22 protein-coding genes and 1 pseudogene are annotated in these 22,534 nt (G+C 57.4%); 17 read left to right on the forward strand and 6 right to left on the reverse strand.

All coding sequences use genetic code 11. From position 1 onward, the window contains the following. A partial coding sequence (locus ENTHG_RS19145; protein WP_044183522.1) for a TRAP transporter large permease occupies positions 1–851 on the forward strand: 851 nt, incomplete at its 5' end. Between the two features lie 75 nt (positions 852–926). Here ENTHG_RS19145 and zntA read toward each other — a convergent pair. The 4 genes from zntA to rsmD form a co-directional block, all read right to left on the reverse strand. Further along, a complete protein-coding gene (gene zntA / locus ENTHG_RS19150) occupies positions 927–3,098 on the reverse strand; it encodes a Zn(II)/Cd(II)/Pb(II) translocating P-type ATPase ZntA (RefSeq protein ID WP_044183525.1) in 2,172 nt (723 codons plus the stop codon). A gap of 75 nt (positions 3,099–3,173) precedes the next feature. Continuing rightward, positions 3,174–3,800: a lysoplasmalogenase gene (locus ENTHG_RS19155; RefSeq protein ID WP_044183528.1), complete on the reverse strand. Its 627-nt coding sequence runs from the start codon at positions 3,798–3,800 to the stop codon at positions 3,174–3,176. 123 nt (positions 3,801–3,923) lie between these two features. Continuing rightward, positions 3,924–4,199: a DUF1145 family protein gene (locus ENTHG_RS19160; RefSeq protein ID WP_071825910.1), complete on the reverse strand. Its 276-nt coding sequence runs from the start codon at positions 4,197–4,199 to the stop codon at positions 3,924–3,926. Beyond that, entirely contained in the window at positions 4,183–4,785 is a 603-nt protein-coding gene (gene rsmD / locus ENTHG_RS19165) for a 16S rRNA (guanine(966)-N(2))-methyltransferase (protein ID WP_044183531.1), read from the reverse strand. Before rsmD ends, ENTHG_RS19160 begins: the two co-directional genes overlap by 17 nt. 188 nt (positions 4,786–4,973) lie before the next feature. On the opposite strand from rsmD, the pseudogene ftsY reads away from it, so the two are divergent. The 4 genes and pseudogenes from ftsY (at position 4,974) to rpoH (ending at position 9,240) form a co-directional block, all read left to right on the forward strand. After that, a pseudogene (ftsY, locus tag ENTHG_RS19170) lies at positions 4,974–6,394 on the forward strand (signal recognition particle-docking protein FtsY). 2 nt (positions 6,395–6,396) lie between these two features. Further along, positions 6,397–7,065 carry a cell division ATP-binding protein FtsE gene (gene ftsE / locus ENTHG_RS19175; RefSeq protein WP_044183534.1) on the forward strand — a complete coding sequence of 223 codons (669 nt, stop codon included), beginning with the start codon at positions 6,397–6,399 and terminating at the stop codon, positions 7,063–7,065. Beyond that, positions 7,058–8,116: a permease-like cell division protein FtsX gene (gene ftsX / locus ENTHG_RS19180; protein WP_044184023.1), complete on the forward strand. Its 1,059-nt coding sequence runs from the start codon at positions 7,058–7,060 to the stop codon at positions 8,114–8,116. Before ftsE ends, ftsX begins: the two co-directional genes overlap by 8 nt. A 266-nt stretch (positions 8,117–8,382) precedes the next feature. Beyond that, on the forward strand, positions 8,383–9,240 hold the full coding sequence (gene rpoH / locus ENTHG_RS19185) for an RNA polymerase sigma factor RpoH (RefSeq protein ID WP_044183537.1): 858 nt from the start codon (positions 8,383–8,385) through the stop codon (positions 9,238–9,240). 85 nt (positions 9,241–9,325) lie between these two features. Here the strand turns inward: rpoH and pdxR are convergent, their stop codons facing one another. After that, on the reverse strand, positions 9,326–10,789 hold the full coding sequence (pdxR, locus tag ENTHG_RS19190) for a MocR-like pyridoxine biosynthesis transcription factor PdxR (protein WP_044183539.1): 1,464 nt from the start codon (positions 10,787–10,789) through the stop codon (positions 9,326–9,328). A gap of 102 nt (positions 10,790–10,891) precedes the next feature. Between pdxR and ENTHG_RS19195 the strand changes: the two genes are divergently transcribed. The 4 genes from ENTHG_RS19195 (at position 10,892) to ENTHG_RS19210 (ending at position 14,515) form a co-directional block, all read left to right on the forward strand. Continuing rightward, positions 10,892–12,157 carry a 4-aminobutyrate--2-oxoglutarate transaminase gene (locus ENTHG_RS19195; RefSeq protein WP_044183542.1) on the forward strand — a complete coding sequence of 422 codons (1,266 nt, stop codon included), beginning with the start codon at positions 10,892–10,894 and terminating at the stop codon, positions 12,155–12,157. A 239-nt stretch (positions 12,158–12,396) separates the two neighbouring features. Beyond that, positions 12,397–13,500 carry a branched-chain amino acid ABC transporter substrate-binding protein gene (locus ENTHG_RS19200; RefSeq protein ID WP_106403332.1) on the forward strand — a complete coding sequence of 368 codons (1,104 nt, stop codon included), beginning with the start codon at positions 12,397–12,399 and terminating at the stop codon, positions 13,498–13,500. A gap of 223 nt (positions 13,501–13,723) precedes the next feature. Continuing rightward, positions 13,724–13,993: a type II toxin-antitoxin system TacA family antitoxin gene (locus tag ENTHG_RS19205; RefSeq protein WP_044183548.1), complete on the forward strand. Its 270-nt coding sequence runs from the start codon at positions 13,724–13,726 to the stop codon at positions 13,991–13,993. 3 nt (positions 13,994–13,996) lie between these two features. Further along, positions 13,997–14,515, forward strand: a complete 519-nt coding sequence (locus tag ENTHG_RS19210; RefSeq protein WP_044183550.1) for a GNAT family N-acetyltransferase — start codon at positions 13,997–13,999, stop codon at positions 14,513–14,515. On the opposite strand, the gene panM is transcribed toward ENTHG_RS19210, so the two are convergent. Then, positions 14,512–14,895, reverse strand: coding sequence for an aspartate 1-decarboxylase autocleavage activator PanM (gene panM / locus ENTHG_RS19215; RefSeq protein WP_044183553.1), 384 nt, complete (start codon positions 14,893–14,895; stop codon positions 14,512–14,514). The genes ENTHG_RS19210 and panM overlap by 4 nt on opposite strands. Before the next feature lie 422 nt (positions 14,896–15,317). On the opposite strand from panM, the gene livK reads away from it, so the two are divergent. The 8 genes from livK to ugpB all read left to right on the forward strand — a co-directional run bounded on the left by livK (position 15,318) and on the right by ugpB (position 22,467). Then, the gene (livK, locus tag ENTHG_RS19225; protein ID WP_044183556.1) at positions 15,318–16,427 is read left to right on the forward strand and encodes a high-affinity branched-chain amino acid ABC transporter substrate-binding protein LivK; all 1,110 of its coding nucleotides are present in this window, start codon (positions 15,318–15,320) and stop codon (positions 16,425–16,427) included. A 54-nt stretch (positions 16,428–16,481) separates the two neighbouring features. Continuing rightward, entirely contained in the window at positions 16,482–17,408 is a 927-nt protein-coding gene (gene livH / locus ENTHG_RS19230; RefSeq protein ID WP_044183559.1) for a high-affinity branched-chain amino acid ABC transporter permease LivH, read from the forward strand. Beyond that, positions 17,405–18,679 carry a branched chain amino acid ABC transporter permease LivM gene (gene livM, locus ENTHG_RS19235; protein ID WP_044183561.1) on the forward strand — a complete coding sequence of 425 codons (1,275 nt, stop codon included), beginning with the start codon at positions 17,405–17,407 and terminating at the stop codon, positions 18,677–18,679. Before livH ends, livM begins: the two co-directional genes overlap by 4 nt. Continuing rightward, positions 18,676–19,443 (forward strand): high-affinity branched-chain amino acid ABC transporter ATP-binding protein LivG, encoded by a 768-nt coding sequence (gene livG, locus ENTHG_RS19240; RefSeq protein ID WP_044183566.1) that lies wholly within the window; start codon positions 18,676–18,678, stop codon positions 19,441–19,443. The genes livM and livG overlap by 4 nt, the downstream gene beginning before the upstream one ends. A 1-nt stretch (position 19,444) precedes the next feature. Then, positions 19,445–20,158, forward strand: coding sequence for a high-affinity branched-chain amino acid ABC transporter ATP-binding protein LivF (gene livF / locus ENTHG_RS19245; protein ID WP_044183569.1), 714 nt, complete (start codon positions 19,445–19,447; stop codon positions 20,156–20,158). Between the two features lie 184 nt (positions 20,159–20,342). After that, entirely contained in the window at positions 20,343–20,564 is a 222-nt protein-coding gene (locus ENTHG_RS19250) for a type II toxin-antitoxin system Phd/YefM family antitoxin (RefSeq protein WP_044183572.1), read from the forward strand. Further along, on the forward strand, positions 20,561–20,929 hold the full coding sequence (locus ENTHG_RS19255; protein WP_044183574.1) for a type II toxin-antitoxin system death-on-curing family toxin: 369 nt from the start codon (positions 20,561–20,563) through the stop codon (positions 20,927–20,929). Before ENTHG_RS19250 ends, ENTHG_RS19255 begins: the two co-directional genes overlap by 4 nt. A 221-nt stretch (positions 20,930–21,150) precedes the next feature. Next, the gene (gene ugpB / locus ENTHG_RS19260) at positions 21,151–22,467 is read left to right on the forward strand and encodes a sn-glycerol-3-phosphate ABC transporter substrate-binding protein UgpB (protein WP_044183577.1); all 1,317 of its coding nucleotides are present in this window, start codon (positions 21,151–21,153) and stop codon (positions 22,465–22,467) included. Positions 22,468–22,534 lie beyond the last annotated feature (67 nt).

Below are 22,534 nucleotides of genomic sequence, written 5' to 3' on the forward strand. Positions count from 1 at the left end.
CGATTCTGATCCCGCCCAGCCATAACTCGGTGATTTACTCGCTGGCGGCGGGCGGTACGGTCTCTATCGCCACGCTGTTTATCGCGGGGATTCTGCCGGGGCTGCTGTTGGGAATGGGGCTGATGGCGCTGTGCCTCTGCTTCGCCCGTAAACGCGGCTACCCGAAAGGCGAGCGTATCCCGTTTAAGCAGGCTATCAAGATTTTCCTGGATGCGCTGTGGGGGCTGATGACGGTGGTCATTATCCTCGGCGGCATTCTGTCGGGGATCTTTACCGCCACCGAATCGGCGGCTGTCGCCTGCCTGTGGGCCTTTTTCGTCACCATGTTTATCTACCGTGACTACCAGTGGAACGAACTGCCGAAACTGCTGTGCCGCACGGTGAAAACGGTAACGATCGTTATGATCCTGATCGGATTTGCCGCCGCCTTTGGCGCCGTCATGACCTATATGCAGCTGCCGATGCGTATTACCGAGTTCTTTACCTCGCTCTCGGATAATAAGTACGTCATCCTGATTTACCTGAATATCATGCTGCTGCTGATTGGTACGCTGATGGACATGGCGCCGATCATTCTGATCCTGACGCCGGTGCTGCTGCCGGTGACCAATGCGCTCGGTATCGATCCGGTGCACTTTGGCATGATCATGATGGTCAACCTTGGGATCGGTCTGATAACGCCGCCGGTGGGATCGGTACTGTTTGTCGCCAGCGCGGTGAGCAAACAGAAGATCGAAACCGTGGTGAAGGCGATGCTGCCGTTCTATGCCATGCTGCTGATCATTCTGGGCCTGATAACCTATATTCCGGCGATCTCGCTGTGGTTGCCTGGGATGCTGGGGATGCAGTAACCGCATCCCGGGTGCGGCAACCCGGGCTTCCCTCCGATCGTAGCCCGGGTAAGGCGTAAGCCGCACCCGGGTTTTTTATCTGCGCAATAACCGCAGCGCGTTGGCCGTGACCAGCACCGTTGCGCCGGTATCCGCCAGCACCGCCAGCCACAGGCCGGTTATGCCGAGCAGGGTGGTAATAAGGAAGATGGCTTTCAGCCCCAGCGCAATGGCGATGTTCTGGCGGATGTTGGCACGGGTAGCGCGGGCAAGAGTCACCATCTGCGCCAGCCCCGTCAGGCGGTTGTGGGTTAGCGCCGCATCGGCGGTTTCCAGCGCCACATCGGTGCCGCTGCCCATCGCAATGCCGATAGTGGCGGCTTTCATCGCCGGGGCGTCGTTAATACCGTCGCCCACCATCGCCAGCGGGGACTGCCGGTTAAGCTCGCTGACCGCGTTGACCTTATCCGCAGGCAGCAGACCAGCGTTAAACGCCAGCCCCAGCTCATTAGCGATTGCCGCCGCCGCGCGCGGGTTGTCGCCGGTGAGGATCACCCCCTGAATATCGAGCCGCCGCAGCGCCTCTACGGCTTCCCGCGCGTCGTCGCGCAGGGTATCGCGCAGGGTCAGCACCCCCAGCGCCACGCCTTCCCGGCTGACGGCGACCACCGTCTCCCCGGCCTGTTCCAGCGCGTGAACCTGGGCGCTGAGTTCGCCGGGGAATTTATCCGCCGCGCACAGCAGCACTTTCTGGCCTTCTACTGTCGCCTCAATGCCGGTGCCCGGCAGCGCGCGTTGCCCGGAAGCCGCCGGGAGGGAGAGGCCACGCGCCTGCGCCTCGCGGACCACCGCCTGCGCCAGCGGGTGCGTTGATCCCTGCTCAACGGCGGCGGCCAGCGCCAGCAGCGCCTCTTCGGTAATGCCCTGCGGATAAATCCCCGTAACCTGCGGTTTGCCTACGGTCAGCGTACCGGTTTTATCGAACGCAATCTGCGATACCCGGCCAAGCTGTTCCAGCGCCGCGCCGCCCTTAATTAAGGCTCCCCGACGCGCCGCCGCCGCAAGGCCCGATGTGATGGCCGCTGGCGTGGAGATAACCAGCGCGCACGGGCAGCCAATCAACAGCAGCGCCAGCCCCTTGTAGATCCACGCCAGCCAGTCTGCGTTCAATAGCAGCGGGGGAAGGATGGCCGCCAGCAGAGCCACCAGCATAATCGCCGGCGTGTAGATGCGGCTAAAGCGGTCGATAAAGCGCTCAATGGGGGCGCGGCGCTCCTCCGCCTCTTCAATCAGGCGCAGGATCCGGTCAATGGCGCTGTCGCCCGGTTGGGACACAACGGTAAGCGTGACCAGCCGATCCACGCTGGTAGCCCCGGCGGGGATGCTATCGCCCTGCGCGTGCTCCACGGGTAGCGATTCGCCGGTCAGCGCGCTCTCATCGAAACTGGCGAACGGCGACAGCAGCCTGCCATCCGCGGGCAACCGCCCGCCTGCGGGAACTTCAATCACATCGCCGGGGCGCAGTTCTTGTACCGCTACCGTCCGGCGTTCGCCGTTATCAAGGCGGGTCGCCGTATCGGGCTTAAGGGCGATAAGCGCGCTGACCCCTTTACGCGCCCGGCTGGCGGCCCAGCCTTCCAGCCGCTCTCCGACCATAAACAGCAGCAGTACCATCGCCGCTTCCGCCGTCGCGCCAATAATCAGCGCGCCGATGGCGGCCACGCTCATTAAGGTTTCGATAGCGAACCAGCTCCCGCTGCGGATAAGACGCAGCGCCTGTAGGGCAATGGGCCACAGACCCACCAGCGTGGTAATGATAAACGCCGCCTGGCCGAAGGGGTGGTTAAACTGTTCAAGCAGCCAGCTGATGCCCATCATCGCCAGTAGCGCGATCAGCATCAGGTTTTCACGCAGGGGGGAGGCCGCCGCCTGTTGCGGAGCATTTTCGGTTTTTAGCGCATACCCGGCCTGCCGCACGGCGTTTTCAACCTGCTGGCGGATATCTGTTTCCGCGATGACGGTCAGTTTTTCCGTGGCGAAGGCAACCTGGACCTGCTTTACCCCGTCCACGTTACGCACGGCGTTTTCCACCTTGCGGGCGCAGGCGGCGCAGTCCATTCCGGCGACAAGCCAGACGAATCGCTCCCCCGTGGCCGTTTCTACGGGCGGCGTTTCAACGTCGCAGGCGTTGTTGCAGCCGCATGCTGACGCCGGGCGCAGTTTCATGGTAGCGAACTGAGGTGTTTTTGAGTGGGCGGGACCAGGCATCGCATCCTCCGGTGAATGATAATTTTCTCATTAACCGGAGGATACACTCTGGAGTCGACTCCAGAGTCAAGCCTTTTAAATATAAAGCGAGCGAACTATCAGGAAGTGACCGGCAAAATAGCAGGCGGCAGAGATGGCGCTATCGGCGCGGAAACGGCGACGATAGTGGCTGCCCAGCCAGACCACATTGCTGACAAGCAGCAGCGCCGCGCCGACAAAGGCGGAGAGCGCCGGGCTGGTGGGGCGGAAGAACCACAGCTCGCCCGCCAGCCAGACCATCACCAGCGTCATGGTAATAAACGTACATACCGGCAGGCGAAGCTCTTCAAGGCGCGTCCAGATCACGGCAATAAGCAGCGCGCCAATTACCAGCAGGACCACCGGCAGCGGCCAGAAGAAGGAGAGCGTCATCTGGGTAGCGAAATAGATGGTATAGAGCAGGTGGGCAAGGAAGAACGCGCCGATGGCGTACAGCAACTGCTGGCGCGGCAGCAGGGTAAGGGCATCGCCGACCAACGAGGCGCAGAGCCCGGCCAGCACCAGGTAGCTGATGGCGTCGAACATAGGCGCCTGCCAGGCGAGCAGCAACAGTAACAGCAGCGTGACGGGCTTGAACACCCAGCGCTGCCAGGCAGGCCCACGGTAGGAGGCGTCGACGTACAGCCAGGCGGAGAAACAGACAGCAATAAATGACCAAAGCATAGTAAGTCCCTGAATCCGTTATTGTATCGCGAGCACCATGCCCACGGCTCATCTACAGAGTTTAGTGGGCGGCGCTACCGAATGACAACGTTAGCGCCGACAGGGGAATCTTAAAAAGCGGCTTTATTTTTGCGGTTTCAGTTTTTTCAGCCACACCAGCAGCTCAAAGACGCCAAACAGGAAGATACGAAACTCTTCAAAGCGGGTCATTTGCGGGCCCTCTTTCGGCAACGATTTTTTCATCATCGTCGCCTGGATGGCATGCATGAAGACCGTAAACACCAGCGCCACATTGACGAAAATATTGAGCGGCTTGGGAAAGGGCGCAAACAGATTAAACAGCAAGAAAGCCCAGACGAAGAGCATCAACAGCCGCCCCAGATTAATGACTATGCGCATTTTTCTCTCCTTGTGACTGACGCTGAAACAGACGGTAGGCGACCTGTCCCGCCACTTTTTCACGGTACAGGCTCCAGCTTGCCGGCACCGGCGGCAGGCCGTTTTCTACTTCGCTCTCGACATAAATAAACGCCTCATCCGCCAGCCAGCCGTTGGTTTCCAGCAGCTGCAACGTCTCTTCCAGCATGCCTTTACGAAACGGCGGATCGACAAATACCACCTCGTGGGGCGTACCGCTCTGGGCGAGAAACGCCAGCGTATTGCCGGTGACCACTTTGCCGTTCGCGGCCTTCAGCGTCGCCAGGTTCTGCTGCAACTGTTGGGCGACCGTGCGCTCCATCTCCAGCAGGGTGGCGCTGGCGGCGTAGCGGGAGAGCGCCTCCAGCCCCAGCGCGCCGCTGCCCGCGAAGCAGTCCAGGCAGCGCGCATCGACCATTATCGGCGCCAGCCAGTTAAAAAGGGTTTCCCGCACGCGGTCGGTGGTCGGGCGCAGGCCGGGGCTGTCCGGCACCGGCAGTTTGCGTCCGCGCCACTGTCCGCCAATAATGCGAATCTGGCCGCTGACGGCTCGGTTGGGTTTCTTCATGGTTATCGCTTAGCTCGCTATTTCGGCCTGCTATTCTAGCGGCGCGCGCCACGGGGCGAAACCTTAATCCGCAGGCGGTGATGAGTGTTCAGGAAAGTGATAGACTATTTAGCTAATTACATTTTTTTAGCCCCTGCTACGGCAGTACGGGCGGGTGCCATAAATTAACAGCGGGAGTAGGGTCGCAAATGGCAGAAGAGAAGAAACGTGGCTTTTTTCCTGGCTGGGCTTTGGGCAGAAAGATCAGGTAAAAGAAAAAGAAGCGCCGCAGCCAGAGCAAGAGACAGAACAAGAGGCCGTTGAGCAACCGGTTGAAGCGGTGAGTGAGGATCATACCCCTGCCGACAGCGAGGCGTTTGCTGAGCAGGTCGTAGAGGTGACCGAACAGCTGGCGGAAAGCGAGAAGGCGCAGCCGGTAGAGCCTGCCCCGGCGATCGAAGAGACGCCGGCGGCTATTGAGCACGAAGCGCTGCCGCTGCCGGAAGAGGTGGCCGAGCCGCCGCTCGCCGCGCAGGAGTGGCAGCCTGAGCTGGAGCCGGTCGACGAAGAGACCGCCTTAAGCGACGAAGAGCTGGAGGCGCAGGCGTTAGCGGCAGACGCCGCCGAAGAGGCGCTGGTGGTCGTTCCGGTTGAAGAGAATGCCGAAACCCCGGCGGCGCCCGCCGTGGTTGAGCAGGAAAAACCGACGAAAGAGGGCTTCTTCGCCCGCTTAAAACGCAGCCTGGTAAAAACCAAAGAAAACCTCGGCTCCGGGTTTATCAGCCTGTTCCGCGGTAAAAAAATCGATGACGATCTCTTTGAGGAGCTGGAAGAGCAGCTCCTTATTGCCGACGTTGGCGTAGAGACCACCTGCAAAATCATCACCAGCCTGACGGAAGGCGCATCGCGCAAACAGCTGCGCGACGCCGAAGCACTGTATGGTTTGCTCAAAGAAGAGATGGGTGACATTCTGGCGAAGGTCGATGAGCCGCTGAATGTGGAAGGCAAAACGCCGTTTGTTATCCTGATGGTTGGCGTTAACGGCGTGGGTAAAACCACCACCATCGGCAAACTGGCCCGTCAGTTTGAACAGCAGGGCAAATCGGTGATGCTGGCGGCAGGGGACACCTTCCGCGCCGCAGCCGTCGAGCAGTTGCAGGTTTGGGGGCAGCGTAACAACATTCCGGTTATTGCGCAGCACACCGGGGCGGACTCCGCATCGGTGATTTTCGACGCCATTCAGGCGGCGAAAGCGCGCCATATTGATGTTCTGATTGCCGACACCGCCGGGCGTTTGCAGAACAAATCGCACCTGATGGAAGAGCTGAAAAAAATCGTCCGCGTGATGAAAAAGCTCGACGTGGATGCGCCGCATGAGGTGATGCTGACCATTGACGCCAGCACCGGGCAAAATGCGGTAAGCCAGGCCAAACTGTTCAAGGAAGCGGTTGGTCTTACAGGGATTACGCTGACCAAGCTGGACGGCACTGCAAAAGGCGGGGTCATTTTCTCGGTGGCGGATCAGTTTGGCATTCCTATCCGCTACATCGGGGTCGGCGAACGTATTGAGGACCTACGTCCGTTTAACGCGGGCGATTTTATAGAGGCACTTTTTGCCCGAGAGGATTAACAATGATTCGCTTTGAACACGTCAGCAAAGCCTATCTCGGTGGGAGACAAGCGTTGCAGGGGGTCACTTTCCACCTGCAACCGGGCGAGATGGCCTTTCTGACCGGCCACTCCGGCGCGGGGAAAAGTACCCTGCTCAAGCTTATCTGCGGCATTGAGCGGCCAAGCGCCGGGAAAATCTGGTTTAGCGGGCACGATATCAGCCGCCTGAAAAGCCGCGAGGTGCCGTTTTTGCGTCGCCAGATCGGCATGATTTTTCAGGATCACCACCTGCTGATGGATCGTACCGTCTATGACAACGTGGCGATCCCGCTGATTATCGCGGGCGCCAGCGGCGATGACATTCGCCGTCGCGTGTCTGCGGCGCTCGATAAAGTGGGGCTGCTCGACAAAGCGAGAAGTTTTCCGATTCAGCTCTCCGGCGGTGAACAGCAGCGGGTGGGCATCGCCCGCGCGGTGGTCAACAAACCTGCCGTTCTGCTGGCGGATGAGCCTACCGGCAACCTGGACGAAGCCCTGTCCGAAGGGATCTTACGTCTGTTCGAGGAGTTTAACCGTGTTGGGGTTACGGTACTGATGGCGACGCACGACCTGGGGCTTATCTCCCGCCGCTCGTACCGTATGCTGACCCTGAGCGACGGCCATTTGCATGGAGGCCTGGCGGGTGAATAAGCGCGACGCAGTGAATCAAATACGCCAGTTTGGCAACAGGCTGGACCGTTTTCGTAAGTCGCCGGGCTCCGCGGGCGACGGCAATCGCAACGCGCCAAAGCGCGCGAAGGCGGCCCCTAAACCAAACTCGCGTAAAACCAATGTGTTTAACGAGCAGGTGCGGTATGCCTTCCAGGGGGCGTTGCAGGATCTGAAAAGCAAACCCTTCGCCACCTTCCTGACGGTGATGGTCATCGCTATCTCCCTGACGCTGCCGAGCGTGTGCTATATGGTCTACAAAAACGTCAACCAGGCGGCGTCGCAGTACTATCCTTCACCGCAAATCACCGTCTATTTCGATAAGACGCTGGATGACGACGCCGCCGCGCAGGTTGTGGGGCAGCTCCAGGCCGAGCAGGGGGTGGATAAGGTGAACTATCTCTCCCGGGAAGACGCGCTTGGCGAGTTCCGTAACTGGTCCGGCTTTGGCGGCGCGCTGGATATGCTGGAGGAGAACCCGCTGCCTGCGGTCGCGGTGGTGGTGCCAAAACTGGATTTTCAGAGTACCGAGTCGCTCACTACGTTGCGTGACCGCATCTCTCGCCTGCACGGGATTGATGAAGTACGGATGGACGATAGCTGGTTCGCCCGTCTGGCGGCTTTAACCGGGCTGGTGGGGCGCGTATCGGCGATGATCGGCGTGCTGATGGTCGCAGCGGTGTTCCTGGTCATCGGCAACAGCGTGCGGCTGAGCATTTTCGCCCGCCGCGATACCATCAACGTGCAGAAACTGATCGGCGCGACGGATGGCTTTATTCTGCGTCCGTTTTTGTACGGCGGGGCGCTGTTGGGCTTTAGCGGCGCGTTCCTTTCGCTGATCCTCTCTGAAATTCTGGTGATGCGCCTGTCCTCGGCGGTGACCGATGTGGCAAGGGTGTTTGGCGCGCAGTTTGATCTCAGCGGGCTATCGTTTGATGAGTGTCTGCTGCTGCTGCTGGTGTGCTCAATGATTGGTTGGGTCGCTGCCTGGCTTGCAACTGTGCAACATTTACGTCACTTTACTCCCCAGTAAAAAAAGTCTGATATACTCTTTCCCTGCAATGCGGTATTCCCGTGGCAGGGAAAGTCTCTGAACATATCTCTCTTCCCCTGCATCGGCTTTTCATCCTTGTGTCACATTTTGTGCGTAATTTATTCACACCCCACACGGGAACTTGTGGATAAAATCACTGTCTGATAAAAGAGTGGATGATATTCTCGTTGCTCGTTAACGCTGGCATGTGCGTTGCCTGATGGGGACGGACCGCCGCCAGTCGGATGTAATTTGAGAGGATTTGAATGACCAAAGAAATGCAATCTTTAGCTTTAGCCCCCGTTGGTAACCTGGAATCTTACATCCGGGCCGCTAACGCATGGCCGATGTTGACGGCCGATGAAGAAAGGGCACTGGCTGAAAAGCTGCATTACCAGGGCGATCTGGAAGCAGCTAAGAAGCTGATCCTGTCTCACCTGCGCTTTGTTGTTCATATTGCTCGTAACTATTCGGGCTATGGTCTGCCGCAGGCGGATCTGATTCAGGAAGGCAACATCGGCCTGATGAAAGCGGTACGACGCTTCAACCCGGAAGTGGGTGTGCGCCTTGTCTCTTTCGCCGTGCACTGGATCAAAGCCGAAATTCACGAATACGTTCTGCGTAACTGGCGTATTGTGAAAGTCGCTACCACCAAAGCGCAGCGTAAGCTGTTCTTTAACCTGCGTAAAACCAAGCAGCGTCTGGGCTGGTTTAACCAGGACGAAGTGGAAATGGTGGCGCGCGAACTGGGCGTTTCCAGCAAAGACGTGCGTGAAATGGAGTCGCGTATGGCGGCGCAGGACATGACGTTTGACATGTCTCCAGACGACGATGCCTCCGACAGCCACACGATGGCACCGGTGCTCTACCTGCAGGATAAATCGTCTAACTTTGCCGACGGCATCGAAGACGACAACTGGGAAGAGCAGGCGGCCAACAAGCTGACCGACGCGATGCAGGGTCTGGATGAGCGTAGCCAGGCGATTATTCGCGCCCGCTGGCTGGACGAAGACAACAAGTCCACTCTCCAGGAGCTGGCCGACCGTTACGGCGTCTCTGCCGAACGTGTGCGTCAGCTGGAAAAGAACGCCATGAAAAAACTGCGCGCCGCAATCGAAGCGTAAGCTAAAGCGCAGTAAACAGGCCGGGTTAGCGCAAGCAGCCCGGCTTTTTGTTGCCCGTAATTCCTATAAGCACAGCGGGGGAAAGCTACCGCAGGCACGCCAGCAAGACGCTGAACGCCGCCTCCATCTCTCCTTCGTCCATCGCCGCGTAACCCATCAGCAGCCCTTTTTTGGGCGTAGCGCCCGTGTAGTAACGCGACAGCGGACGCACCAGAATGCCCTGCGCGTTGGCCGCCTGCGCCAGCGCCACATCATCGCATTCGTCCGCCAGCGACAGCACCAGGTGCAGCCCGGCATTATCGTTATAATCGCTCAGCGCCTCTGCTCCCAGCGCATCGGCGATCAGGCTAGCCAGCCGGGCGCGACGGCGGGCGTAAAGCAGACGCATCCGACGAATATGCGCAGTGTAATGCCCTTCGGCGATAAACTGCGCCAGCGCCTCCTGATCCAGCAGCCGGCCGCCGCGATACAGCTCCGCATGGGCATTTTTTAAGGGCTCCATCAGCGGGCGCGGCAGTACCAGATACCCCAGACGCAGGCCGGGGTAGAGCGTCTTGCTGAATGTGCCGGTGTAAATCACCGGCGCGTCGTCGACCAGCCCCTGTAGTGCCGGAATCGGCTGTCCGGAGAAGCGAAACTCGCTGTCATAATCATCCTCAACAATCCAGCTCCCCGTCTGTCGCGCCAGCGCCAGCAGACGCTGGCGTCGCTCCAGGCTCATAACGCACCCCAGCGGATACTGGTGGGAAGGCGTCACGAAGATAAGCTTCGGCGGCGTATCATTCGGCTCTGGCGGCTGCATACCTGCGCGGTCAACCGTGATTGCCTGTAGCGTCACGCCATTCATCGCCAGCACGTTGCGAATGCCCCAGTAGGCGGGCTCCTCAATCCATGCCGTGTCGCCGGGGTTACACAGCATCCGGGATACCAGGTCGATAGCCTGATGAATGCCTTCGGTTATCAGGATCTGCTCTGCGCTACAGCGTACTGAACGGGTAACGCGCAGGTAGTCCACCAGCGCCTGCTGCAATGCGCGGCTGCCCCCGGCATTGCTGTAGGAGAGCTGGCTGGCCTGCGGCCTGCGGCTAATCCGTGACTGGATCTTGCGAAACAGCGCGTGGGGGAAAGCGTTAACGTCCGGTACGCCGGGCAGAAACGCGCCCCACTGACGCGGGCTGGCGCTGCTTTTTTGTAGCAATTGCTGGCCGCGCGCAGAGAGCGGGGGAGGCGGGGCGCTACCGGGGCGGCCGGTGGCTGACGCCGGGGCTGAAAGCAGGCTGTCCGGCACCGTCTGCGCCACAAAGGTGCCGCTGCCCCGGCGCGATACGACATAGCCCTCTGCCAGCAACTGCTCATAAACGGTTAACACCGTATTACGGGAGAGATGCAGCTCGGTCGCCAGATCGCGGCTTGGGGGCAGGCGACTCTGCGGCGGCAGGCTTCCGTCCAGAATCGACAGGCGGATCGCGTTATACAATTTCTTATGCAGTCTGACGTCGTTCCGGGCCTCAAGGCGCAATTGCAGTAAATCAGCGACGAGTGAGCGCAATTGGATCCCTCAATTATTTAAAACTGGTACTCGATTATAGGACCGCTTATGTCAATGTGGCATCGGATGCTGTTAAAAGAATCAGTGACGGGGGGGATAAAGATGAAAAATAACGAACTACACCAGCGCCGTTTAGCGGCGACGCCGCGTGGCATTGGCGTGATGTGCGGCTTTTACGCTGAAAAAGCGGAAAATGCCACGCTTTGGGACGTCGAAGGCAACGAAGTGATCGATTTCGCGGCGGGTATTGCGGTGCTAAATACCGGGCATCGTCATCCGAAGGTGGTGGCGGCAGTGGAAAAGCAGCTCCATGCCTTTACCCATACCGCCTACCAGATTGTTCCCTATGAAAGCTACGTCACCCTGGCCGAGCGTATCAACGCCTGCGTGCCGGTAGAGGGCGCAGCGAAGACGGCTTTCTTCTCAACCGGCGCAGAAGCGGTAGAGAACGCGGTGAAAATTGCCCGCGCTTATACCAGACGGCCAGGCGTTATCGCTTTTGGCGGCGGCTTTCATGGGCGCACCTCAATGACGATGGCGCTGACGGGTAAAGTCGCGCCTTATAAAATCGGTTTTGGCCCGTTCCCCGGTTCGATTTTTCATGCGCAATACCCGAACGCGCTGCACGGCGTCAGCAGCGAAGAGGCGTTAAAAAGCCTCGATCGCATTTTCAAGGCGGATATTGCGCCAGACCAGGTGGCGGCCATTCTGCTCGAACCGGTGCAGGGCGAAGGAGGCTTTAATATCGCGCCGGATGATTTTATGCAGGGGCTGCGTAAGATCTGCGACAGCCACGGTATTTTATTGATTGTCGATGAGGTGCAAACGGGGTTCGCCCGCACCGGCAAACTGTTTGCGGTAGAGCACTACAGCATCAGACCTGACATCATCACCATGGCGAAAAGCCTGGCGGGCGGTCTGCCGCTTTCCGCGGTCGCGGGGCGAGCGGAAGTAATGGACGCCCCTGCGCCGGGCGGGCTGGGCGGCACCTATGCTGGCAACCCGCTGGCGGTCGCGGCGGCGCACGCGGTGCTGGATGTCATTGAGGAAGAGAAGCTGTGCGAACGCGCGGAGCACCTCGGCAGGCATCTGGTTGAGGTGCTTACCAAAGCGCAGGCAACCTGTCCGTTTATTGCCGATATTCGCGCTCAGGGGTCAATGGTGGCGGTGGAGTTTAACGATCCGCATACCGGCGCGCCCAGCCCGGAATTCACGAAGCAGGTGCAGGATAACGCGCTCAATGCGGGGCTGCTGCTGCTGAGCTGCGGCGTCTACGGTAACGTGATTCGCTTCCTCTATCCCCTTACTATTCCCGATGTTCAGTTCCGCAAAGCGCTGGATATTCTTACCGACGCATTGACCCGTTAAATAAAAGCCGCCCCGCGCGGCTTTTTTTCATTCTGTCACTAGCCTGTTACATAACCTTCAAATTTGTCGTTTCAATTTTCAGAAAATGGGGTATGTTTTAGCAGAGAATGCTGCTCAGACACCGGCAGCAGGGTTAATAACAACTATCATACTCTTTGCTTATCTTTATAAGCAGAATAATGTGTCGCATAACAACATCACAACACGTTCAATCACCATATAAAATGGGGAATCTCAGGATGAAAATGAAGGGTAAAGCGTTACTGGCTGGATGTATTGCGTTATCGATGAGCAACATGGCATTGGCCGAAGATATTAAAGTTGCGGTCGTGGGCGCGATGTCTGGTCCGGTTGCGCAGTATGGCGATCAGGAGTTTACCGGCGCGGAGCAGGCTGTGGCTGATATCAACGCCAAAGGCGGCGTCAAGGGCAACAAGCTGGTTATCACAAAATATGATGACGCGTGCGACCCGAAACAGGCGGTTGCGGTAGCGAACAAAGTGGTCAATGACGGCATCAAATACGTCATCGGTCACCTGTGCTCCTCTTCGACCCAGCCAGCGTCAGATATCTATGAAGATGAAGGCATTCTGATGATCACCCCGGCCGCCACCGCGCCTGAGCTGACCGCACGCGGCTACAAGCTGACGCTGCGTACTACCGGTCTGGATTCAGATCAGGGCCCGACCGCGGCAAAATACATTCTGGACAGCGTGAAACCGCAGCGTATCGCCATCATCCACGATAAGCAGCAGTATGGCGAAGGTCTGGCGCGCGCGGTGCAGGACGGCCTGAAAAAAGGCGGCGCGAATGTGGTGTTCTTTGACGGTATCACCGCGGGTGAAAAAGACTTCTCCACCCTGGTGGCACGTTTGAAGAAAGAGAATATCGACTTTGTTTATTACGGCGGTTACCACCCGGAAATGGGCCAGATTCTGCGTCAGTCCCGTGCGGCAGGTCTGAAAACCAAATTCATGGGCCCGGAAGGCGTGGCCAACGTCTCCCTGTCTAACATCGCGGGCGAATCCGCCGAAGGCATGTTAGTCACCAAACCGAAAAACTACGATCAGGTTCCGGCAAACAAACCGATTGTAGACGCCATCAAAGCGAAGAAACAGGATCCGAGCGGCGCGTTCGTCTGGACCACTTACGCTGCGCTGCAGTCCCTGGCCGCTGGCCTGAACCAGTCTGACGACCCGGCAGAAATCGCGACCTGGCTGAAAGCAAACTCCGTTGAAACCGTAATGGGGCCGCTGAGCTGGAATGAGAAGGGCGACCTGAAAGGCTTCGAGTTCGGCGTGTTTACCTGGCATGCGAACGGCACGGCGACCGACGCCAAATAAACCTCAACGTGCTTCCCTGCACGGTTCTCTAAACCCGGATGCGGCTTCGCCTTATCCGGGCTACGTAAACCCCATCACTGCACGATTTGTAGCCCGGGTAAGCGCATGCGCACCCGGGATTTCCGGATGCGGTGTTGCTTATCCATCAGTTGATATTCCCCTTTGTCAGGAATAAACTCACATGTACGGTATTTTACCGTACACGTGATCTGAGGAAGTTATCATGCCTGCACTAAAAAAGCAGCGTATCGATCTGCGCCTGACTGATGATGACAAAAGCATGATTGAAGAAGCGGCTGCCATTACCAATCAGTCAGTCACGCAATTTATGCTTAATAGCGCGTCGGAACGTGCTGCGGAAGTGATTGAACAACACCGTCGGGTTGTTTTGAACGAAGAGTCCTGGGCGAAAGTCATGAATGCGCTCAGCAACCCTCCGGCACCCAATGAAAAATTAAAACGCGCGGCAAAACGTCTTTCTGACATGGAATGAACCGTGAAAAACCTGACAATTGAAATTCTGAAGGATGGGACGGAATATGATTTTCAGCAGTTCGACTGCGGAGATGTGTCGCTTAATCTTTTCCTGACTGAACATCTGCGACGACAGCATGACAGCAAAATTCTGCGTGCTTACGTGCTCAGAACTGCGGCCCCGGAGCGTCGAATCGTGGGCTACTACACGCTGTCAGGAAGCTGCTTCGAACGCGCCATGTTACCTTCAAAAACGCAACAGAAGCGCATCCCCTACAAAAATGTTCCCAGCGTAACGTTAGGGCGATTAGCCATTGATCGCACGCTACAAGGTAAAGGCTGGGGCGCTGTGCTGGTTACGCATGCGATGAAGGTGATCTGGTCAGCTTCGTTGGCCGTAGGGATACACGGCATGTTCGTTGAAGCTATCAACGAAAAAGCCCAGGCTTTTTATCAGGCGCTGGGCTTTATTCCCTTGGCCGGGGAAAACAGTCATGCGCTATTTTACCCGACAAAATCCATTGAACAGCTTTTCGGCTAGCGCTTCTCCCAGCCATCCTTCTGCGCGGTAAAGCCCAGCGCCTGCATAAATGCCGCCATCACGCCGCGATCTTCGACGCCGACATCGGCCATCCACCATGAAGACACCGTCGGGTTATCGCGCAGGACTTCCTCAACCAGATATTGCCCCACGCCACGACGGCGGGTGACATCCCGCACGCGCAGTGAATCCAGCGCCCCCTGGGTTCCCCGCAGCGTGACCCGCACCGCCGCCAGCAGACGGTCGTTAAAACGCGCGGCATAGATGCGGTGGGTATCATCAACCTGCAGCGATGCCGGCGAATATTCCGGCCAGATTTTTGCCAAATCAATATGATCCTGGTCGGTAAATGTCGCCAGACGGATGATGGTCAATTTCATTTACAGCTTGTCCCTGTCTCAAAAGATAGGGGCAGTGTAAACAATTTCGTCTGGGGCAGGCTGTTACTTTTTTTAATTCCTTTTGCAGGCGATTACTTTTGAGTCAAGCGCTGCGGTAGCTTTAAACATCAGGGATCGAGAAACATGCAGAATATTTACCTAAAAGGTAGTGATTTATTCCGCTCTTTGTCCCATTATTTTATGCTGGCGTTCGGGCTTTTTTTGTTTATCTTCGCCCTAATACAGAATATTATCTGTCCTTAATGGACTGAAAAATAGAGCATTTAGTCTGGTTTTTAGCAAAAAACTACGCTAAATCATTCATGGCACTGGTAAAAATAGCATTGTCTAATAAAAGTACAGAATGCTTTTTAACCATAAAAAACAAAATATTTACACTGCATCACGAATGGGGTTTCAAAATGAAAAGGAACGCGAAGACATTGATCGCGGGGATGGTTGCACTTGCGATGTCTCACGCGGCCATGGCGGAAGATATTAAAGTCGCGGTTGTAGGCGCGATGTCCGGCCCTGTCGCCCAGTGGGGCGATATGGAGTTCAACGGCGCACGCCAGGCCATTAAAGATATCAATGCGAAAGGCGGTATTAAGGGCGATAAGCTGGTGGCCGTTGAATATGACGACGCCTGCGACCCGAAACAGGCCGTGGCGGTGGCGAATAAGATCGTCAACGACGGCATTCAGTATGTTATTGGCCATTTATGTTCGTCTTCGACGCAGCCTGCGTCGGATATCTACGAAGATGAAGGCATTCTGATGATCTCCCCCGGCGCCACTAACCCGGAGCTGACGCAGCGCGGCTATCAGCACATTATGCGTACCGCCGGGCTGGACTCTTCCCAGGGGCCGACCGCGGCGAAATATATCCTCGGCACCTTCAAGCCGCAGCGTATCGCCATCATTCACGATAAGCAGCAGTACGGGGAAGGTCTGGCGCGCTCTGTGCAGGAGAGCCTGAAAGCGGGCAATGCCAATATCGTCTTCTTTGACGGCATTACCGCCGGTGAAAAAGACTTCTCTGCGCTGATCGCCCGTCTTAAGAAAGAGAATATCGACTTCGTTTACTACGGCGGCTACTACCCTGAAATGGGACAGATGCTGCGTCAGGCGCGGGCCAACGGCCTTAAAACCCAGTTTATGGGACCGGAAGGCGTAGGTAACGCCTCGCTGTCCAATATCGCGGGCGATGCGGCTGAAGGCATGCTGGTGACAATGCCGAAACGCTACGATCAGGATCCGGCCAATCAGGGCATTGTTGATGCCTTAAAAGCCGATAAGAAAGATCCAAGCGGGCCGTATGTCTGGATCACCTACGCCGCCGTGCAGTCGCTGGCGCAGGCGATGGAACGCTCCGGCAGCGATGAGCCGCTGGCGCTGGTGAAGGATTTAAAAGCCCACGGCGCTAACACCGTAATTGGGCCGCTGAACTGGGACGAGAAAGGCGATTTAAAGGGATTTGAGTTTGGCGTGTTTCAGTGGCACGCCGATGGTTCGTCGACCGTGGCGAAATAACTGTCATCCCTCTCTGCGGGCGCAATGCCCGTAGAGTTTAAATAAGGTTACGTTATGTCCGAGCAGTTTCTCTACTTTTTGCAGCAGATGTTTAACGGCGTGACGCTGGGAAGCACCTATGCATTGATCGCCATCGGTTACACCATGGTGTACGGCATTATCGGCATGATCAACTTCGCCCACGGCGAGGTGTATATGATCGGCAGCTATGTCTCCTTTATGATTATCGCCGCGCTCATGATGATGGGCATCGATGCCAGCTGGCTTCTGATTGCTGCGGGATTCGTCGGCGCTATCGTTATTGCCAGCGCCTACGGCTGGAGTATCGAACGCGTCGCCTATCGCCCGGTGCGTAACTCAAAACGCCTGATCGCGCTGATTTCCGCCATCGGGATGTCTATCTTCCTGCAAAACTACGTCAGCCTGACCGAAGGCTCGCGCGATGTCGCGCTGCCGAGCCTGTTCAACGGCCAGTGGACCGTAGGCCACAGTGAAAACTTCTCGGCCACCATCACAACCATGCAGCTGGTTATCTGGATCGTGACCTTTATCGCCATGCTGGCGCTGACCCTGTTTATTCGTTACTCCCGTATGGGGCGCGCCTGCCGCGCCTGCGCGGAAGACCTGAAAATGGCCAGCCTGCTGGGCATCAATACCGACCGTGTTATCGCCCTGACCTTTGTGATCGGCGCGGCAATGGCGGCGGTGGCAGGCGTGCTGCTCGGCCAGTTCTACGGCGTTATCAACCCGTACATCGGCTTTATGGCCGGGATGAAAGCCTTCACCGCCGCGGTACTTGGCGGCATCGGCAGTATTCCTGGCGCGATGATCGGCGGCCTGATTCTGGGCGTTGCCGAAGCGCTCTCCTCGGCCTACCTGAGTACCGAGTATAAAGATGTGGTGTCATTTGCCCTGCTCATTGTTGTGCTGCTGGTGATGCCGACCGGGATTCTGGGTCGTCCGGAGGTAGAGAAAGTATGAAACCGATGCATTTTGCGATGGCGCTGCTTTCCGCCGTCATGTTCTTTGTGCTGGCGGCCGTCTTTATGGGCGTCCAGCTGGAGCTGGACGGCACCAAACTGGTGGTGGATAAGGCGGCCGATATCCGCTGGCAGTGGATTTTTATCGGCACCGCGGTGGTCTTTTTCTTCCAGCTGCTGCGCCCGGTTTTCCAGAAGTCGTTGAAAGGCGTCTCCGGGCCGAAATTTATTCTGCCGGCCATTGATGGTTCCACCGTTAAACAGAAGCTGTTTCTGGTGGCGCTGCTGGTGATTGCGGTGGCGTGGCCGTTTGTGGTTTCACGCGGCACGGTAGATATCGCCACCATGACCATGATTTACATCATCCTCGGTCTGGGGCTGAACGTGGTGGTGGGGCTTTCCGGCCTGCTGGTGCTGGGCTACGGCGGTTTCTACGCGATTGGCGCTTATACCTTCGCGCTGCTCAACCACTATTACGGTCTTGGTTTCTGGACCTGCCTGCCGCTGGCGGGGCTGGTCTCCGCCGGGGCCGGTTTCCTGCTTGGTTTCCCGGTGCTGCGCCTGCGCGGCGACTATCTGGCGATCGTGACGTTAGGTTTCGGCGAGATCGTGCGTATTCTGCTGCTCAATAACACGGAAATTACCGGCGGCCCGAACGGCATCAGCCAGATCCCGAAACCGACGCTGTTCGGCCTGGAGTTCAGCCGTAGCGCCCGTGAAGGCGGCTGGGATACCTTTAGCAACTTCTTCGGCGTGAAGTATGACCCGTCCGATCGCGTCGTATTCCTCTACCTGGTGGCGCTGCTGCTGGTGGTGCTGAGCCTGTTTGTCATTAACCGCCTGCTGCGTATGCCGCTGGGCCGCGCGTGGGAAGCGCTGCGTGAAGATGAAATCGCCTGCCGCTCGCTGGGCTTAAGCCCGACGCGCATCAAGCTGACCGCCTTTACCATCAGCGCCGCGTTCGCGGGTTTTGCCGGCACGCTGTTTGCCGCGCGCCAGGGCTTCGTCAGCCCGGAATCGTTCACCTTCGCCGAGTCGGCGTTTGTGCTGGCGATTGTGGTGCTGGGCGGTATGGGTTCGCAGTTCGCGGTTATCCTGGCGGCGGTGCTGCTGGTGGTGTCGCGCGAACTGATGCGTGATTTCAACGAATACAGCATGCTGATGCTGGGTGGCTTGATGGTACTGATGATGATCTGGCGTCCGCAGGGCTTGCTGCCGATGACCCGTCCACAACTGAAACTGAAAGGTCAGGCAAAAGGAGAGCAGGCATGAGTCAGCCACTGTTATCCGTCAACGGCCTGATGATGCGTTTTGGCGGCCTGCTGGCCGTCAACAACGTAGCGCTGGATTTGCACCCTCAGGAAATTGTTTCGCTGATTGGCCCCAATGGCGCGGGTAAAACGACCGTGTTTAACTGCCTGACCGGTTTCTACAAGCCGACGGGCGGCACCATTATGCTGCGTGACCAGCATCTGGAAGGGCTGCCAGGCCAGCAGATTGCCCGTATGGGCGTCGTTCGTACTTTCCAGCACGTTCGCCTGTTCCGTGAGATGACGGTGATTGAGAACCTGCTGGTAGCGCAGCATCAGCAGCTGAAAACCGGCGTCTTTTCCGGCCTGCTGAAAACGCCGTCGTTCCGTCGCGCCCAGAGCGAGGCGCTGGACCGCGCCGCCACCTGGCTTGAGCGTATTGGCCTGCTGGAGCACGCCAACCGTCAGGCCAGCAACCTGGCCTATGGCGACCAGCGGCGGCTGGAGATTGCCCGCTGCATGGTGACGCAGCCGGAAATTCTGATGCTCGATGAACCAGCGGCGGGGCTTAACCCGAAAGAGACGAAAGAGCTGGACGAGCTGATCGTGGAATTGCGCAGCCATCACAACACCACCATCCTGCTGATTGAGCATGATATGAAACTGGTGATGGGTATTTCGGATCGTATTTACGTCGTTAACCAGGGCACCCCGCTGGCAAACGGCACGCCGGAAGAGATTCGCAACAACCCGGATGTGATCCGTGCCTATTTAGGTGAGGCATAAGATGGAAAAAGTAATGCTGTCTTTTGACAAAGTTAACGCCCACTATGGCAAAATTCAGGCGCTGCACGACGTCAGCCTGCATATTAATCAGGGTGAAATCGTTACGCTTATCGGCGCCAACGGCGCGGGTAAAACCACGCTGCTCGGGACGCTCTGCGGCGACCCGCGCGCCTCCAGCGGCACTATTGTCTTTGACGGTAAAGACATTACCGACTGGCAGACGGCGAAAATTATGCGTGAAGCCGTCGCGATTGTGCCGGAAGGGCGTCGTGTCTTTTCGCGCATGACGGTAGAAGAGAACCTGGCGATGGGCGGATTCTTTGCCGACCGCGACCAGTTCCAGAGCCGCATCAAATGGGTCTACGAACTGTTTCCGCGTCTGCATGAACGCCGCATTCAGCGGGCGGGCACCATGTCCGGCGGCGAGCAGCAGATGCTGGCGATTGGCCGCGCGCTGATGAGCCAGCCGCGCCTGCTGCTGCTTGATGAACCTTCGCTTGGCCTTGCGCCAATCATCATTCAGCAGATTTTCGACACCATTGAGCAGCTGCGTAAAGAGGGGATGACCATCTTCCTCGTTGAGCAGAACGCCAACCAGGCCCTCAAGCTTGCCGACCGCGGCTACGTGCTGGAAAACGGCCATGTGGTGCTCTCCGATACCGGAGATGCGCTGCTGGCAAACGAAGCGGTGCGCAGCGCCTATTTAGGCGGTTAACTCAAAGCAAAACGGCAGCCATCAGGCTGTCGTTTTTAGTGTTTTCTCCCTCTCCCTGTGGGAGAGGGCCGGGGTGAGGGCATCAGGCCGCTCGATCTCCCATCCCCGTTCCCCCGTATCGAGCTATGTCTCGCATCGGCTGCTCTCTTCTTGTACAATTAACTTGTACTTAAAAGGAGGCTTTATGCGTACAATGAACTATAGCGAAGCCAGACAAAATCTGGCCTCAGCGCTGGATTCTGCGGCAACGGGAACGCCTGTAACCATTACACGGCGCGGCCATAAGCCAGCGGTTATCATCAGTGCGGAAGAGTTCGAGCGTTACCTGGCGGCAAAGCTCGATGCCGAATTTGAAGCCATTATGGGCGTTCACGGAAACGAAATCAGGGAACTGGCTGACAGATGACTTTGCAATTTATCTCAGCGGAAGAGATAGTCGTGTTCCATGACAAACTTCTGAGCGTGACGCCTGGCGTAACGGGTATGCCAGACCCAGGCCGCGCAGAAGCCTTGTTATACCGCGTATTAAATAAATATGAATACGAAGGGGTGACCGATATCTGGCTTCTTGCAGCGATGCATTTGCTGGCTATTTCTCGCGGGCATATTTTCAATGATGGCAATAAGCGTACCGCCTTGTTTATCACCTTATTGTTTCTCAGGCGTAACGGCATTTCACTAAATGCCAACCCCTATTTTGTCACGCTAACGGTTGAGGCCGCCGCAGGTTGTTTGTCGCTTGAGGAAATCGCCCGACGTTTGCGCCGTTAGTGTTTTCTCCTTCTCCCTGTGGGAGAGGGCCGGGGTGAGGGCATCAGGCCGCTCGATCTCCCATCCCTCCGCGCCTTCACGATTCCATCATCTCTCTGACGCCTGGCTGTCATCATTCTGTAAATAAAAAGTTATTTTTCTGTCATTCGAGCATGTCATGTTACTTCGCGAGCATATATCGCGTGATATCGCGCATCCGGCACAACAAGAGAGAAAACCGAATGACACCGTTACGACACACAGCTTTAGGTCTGGCGCTTGGGATGATCTTTGCAGGCAATGCAGCCGCCGTTACCACTATTCCGTTCTGGCATTCGATGGAAGGTGAACTGGGCAAAGAAGTGGACTCCCTGGCGCAGCGTTTTAACGATACCCACCCGGATTACAAAATTGTGCCGGTCTATAAAGGCAACTATGAGCAGAGCCTGAGCGCCGGTATCGCCGCTTTCCGCACCGGTAACGCGCCGGCGCTGCTGCAGGTGTATGAAGTGGGCACGGCAACCATGATGGCCTCTAAGGCAATCAAACCGGTCTATGAAGTGTTCAAGGATGCGGGCATCAACTTTGATGAGTCGCAGTTCGTGCCGACGGTTTCCGGTTATTACACGGATTCCAAATCTGGCCACCTGCTGTCCCAGCCGTTTAACAGCTCCACCCCGGTGCTCTACTACAACAAAGACGCCTTTAAGAAAGCAGGCTTAGACCCGGAGCAGCCGCCGAAAACCTGGCAGGATCTGGCTGCCTATACCGCAAAACTGAAAGCGGCCGGCATGAAGTGCGGCTACGCTAGCGGCTGGCAGGGCTGGATCCAGATTGAAAACTTCAGCGCCTGGCACGGCCTGCCGGTGGCGACCAAAAACAACGGCTTTGACGGCACGGACGCGGTGCTGGAGTTCAACAAGCCGGAGCAGGTGAAGCATATCGCGCTGTTGCAGGCGCTGAACAAGAAGGGCGATTTCAGCTACTTCGGGCGTAAGGATGAGTCCACCGAGAAGTTCTACAACGGCGACTGCGCTATCACGACGGCCTCTTCCGGGTCGCTGGCGGATATCCGCCACTATGCCAAATTCAACTACGGCGTGGGCATGATGCCTTACGACGCCGATGTCAAAGGCGCGCCGCAGAACGCCATTATTGGCGGCGCGAGCCTGTGGGTTATGCAGGGTAAAGACAAAGCCATTTACACCGGCGTGGCGCAGTTCCTCGACTTCCTGGCGAAGCCGGAAAACGCCGCCGAATGGCATCAGAAAACCGGTTATCTGCCAATCACGAAAGCGGCTTACGACCTGACCCGCGAGCAGGGCTTCTACGATAAGAACCCCGGTGCGGACATTGCTACCCGTCAGATGCTGAACAAGCCGCCGTTGCCGTTCACCAAAGGGCTGCGTCTGGGCAATATGCCGCAGATTCGCACCATTGTGGATGAGGAACTGGAGAGCGTCTGGACCGGTAAGAAAACCCCGCAGCAGGCGCTGGACGCGGCGGTAGAGCGTGGCAACCAGCTCCTGCGCCGCTTTGAGCAGTCGACCAAATCTTAATTAAAACCTGCCCCTCACCCTAACCCTCTCCCCACAGGGGAGAGGGGACGGTACGGAGCCGCCTTTT

This window comes from Phytobacter massiliensis JC163 (assembly GCF_000321045.1).
GTDB lineage: Bacteria > Pseudomonadota > Gammaproteobacteria > Enterobacterales > Enterobacteriaceae > Phytobacter_A > Phytobacter_A massiliensis.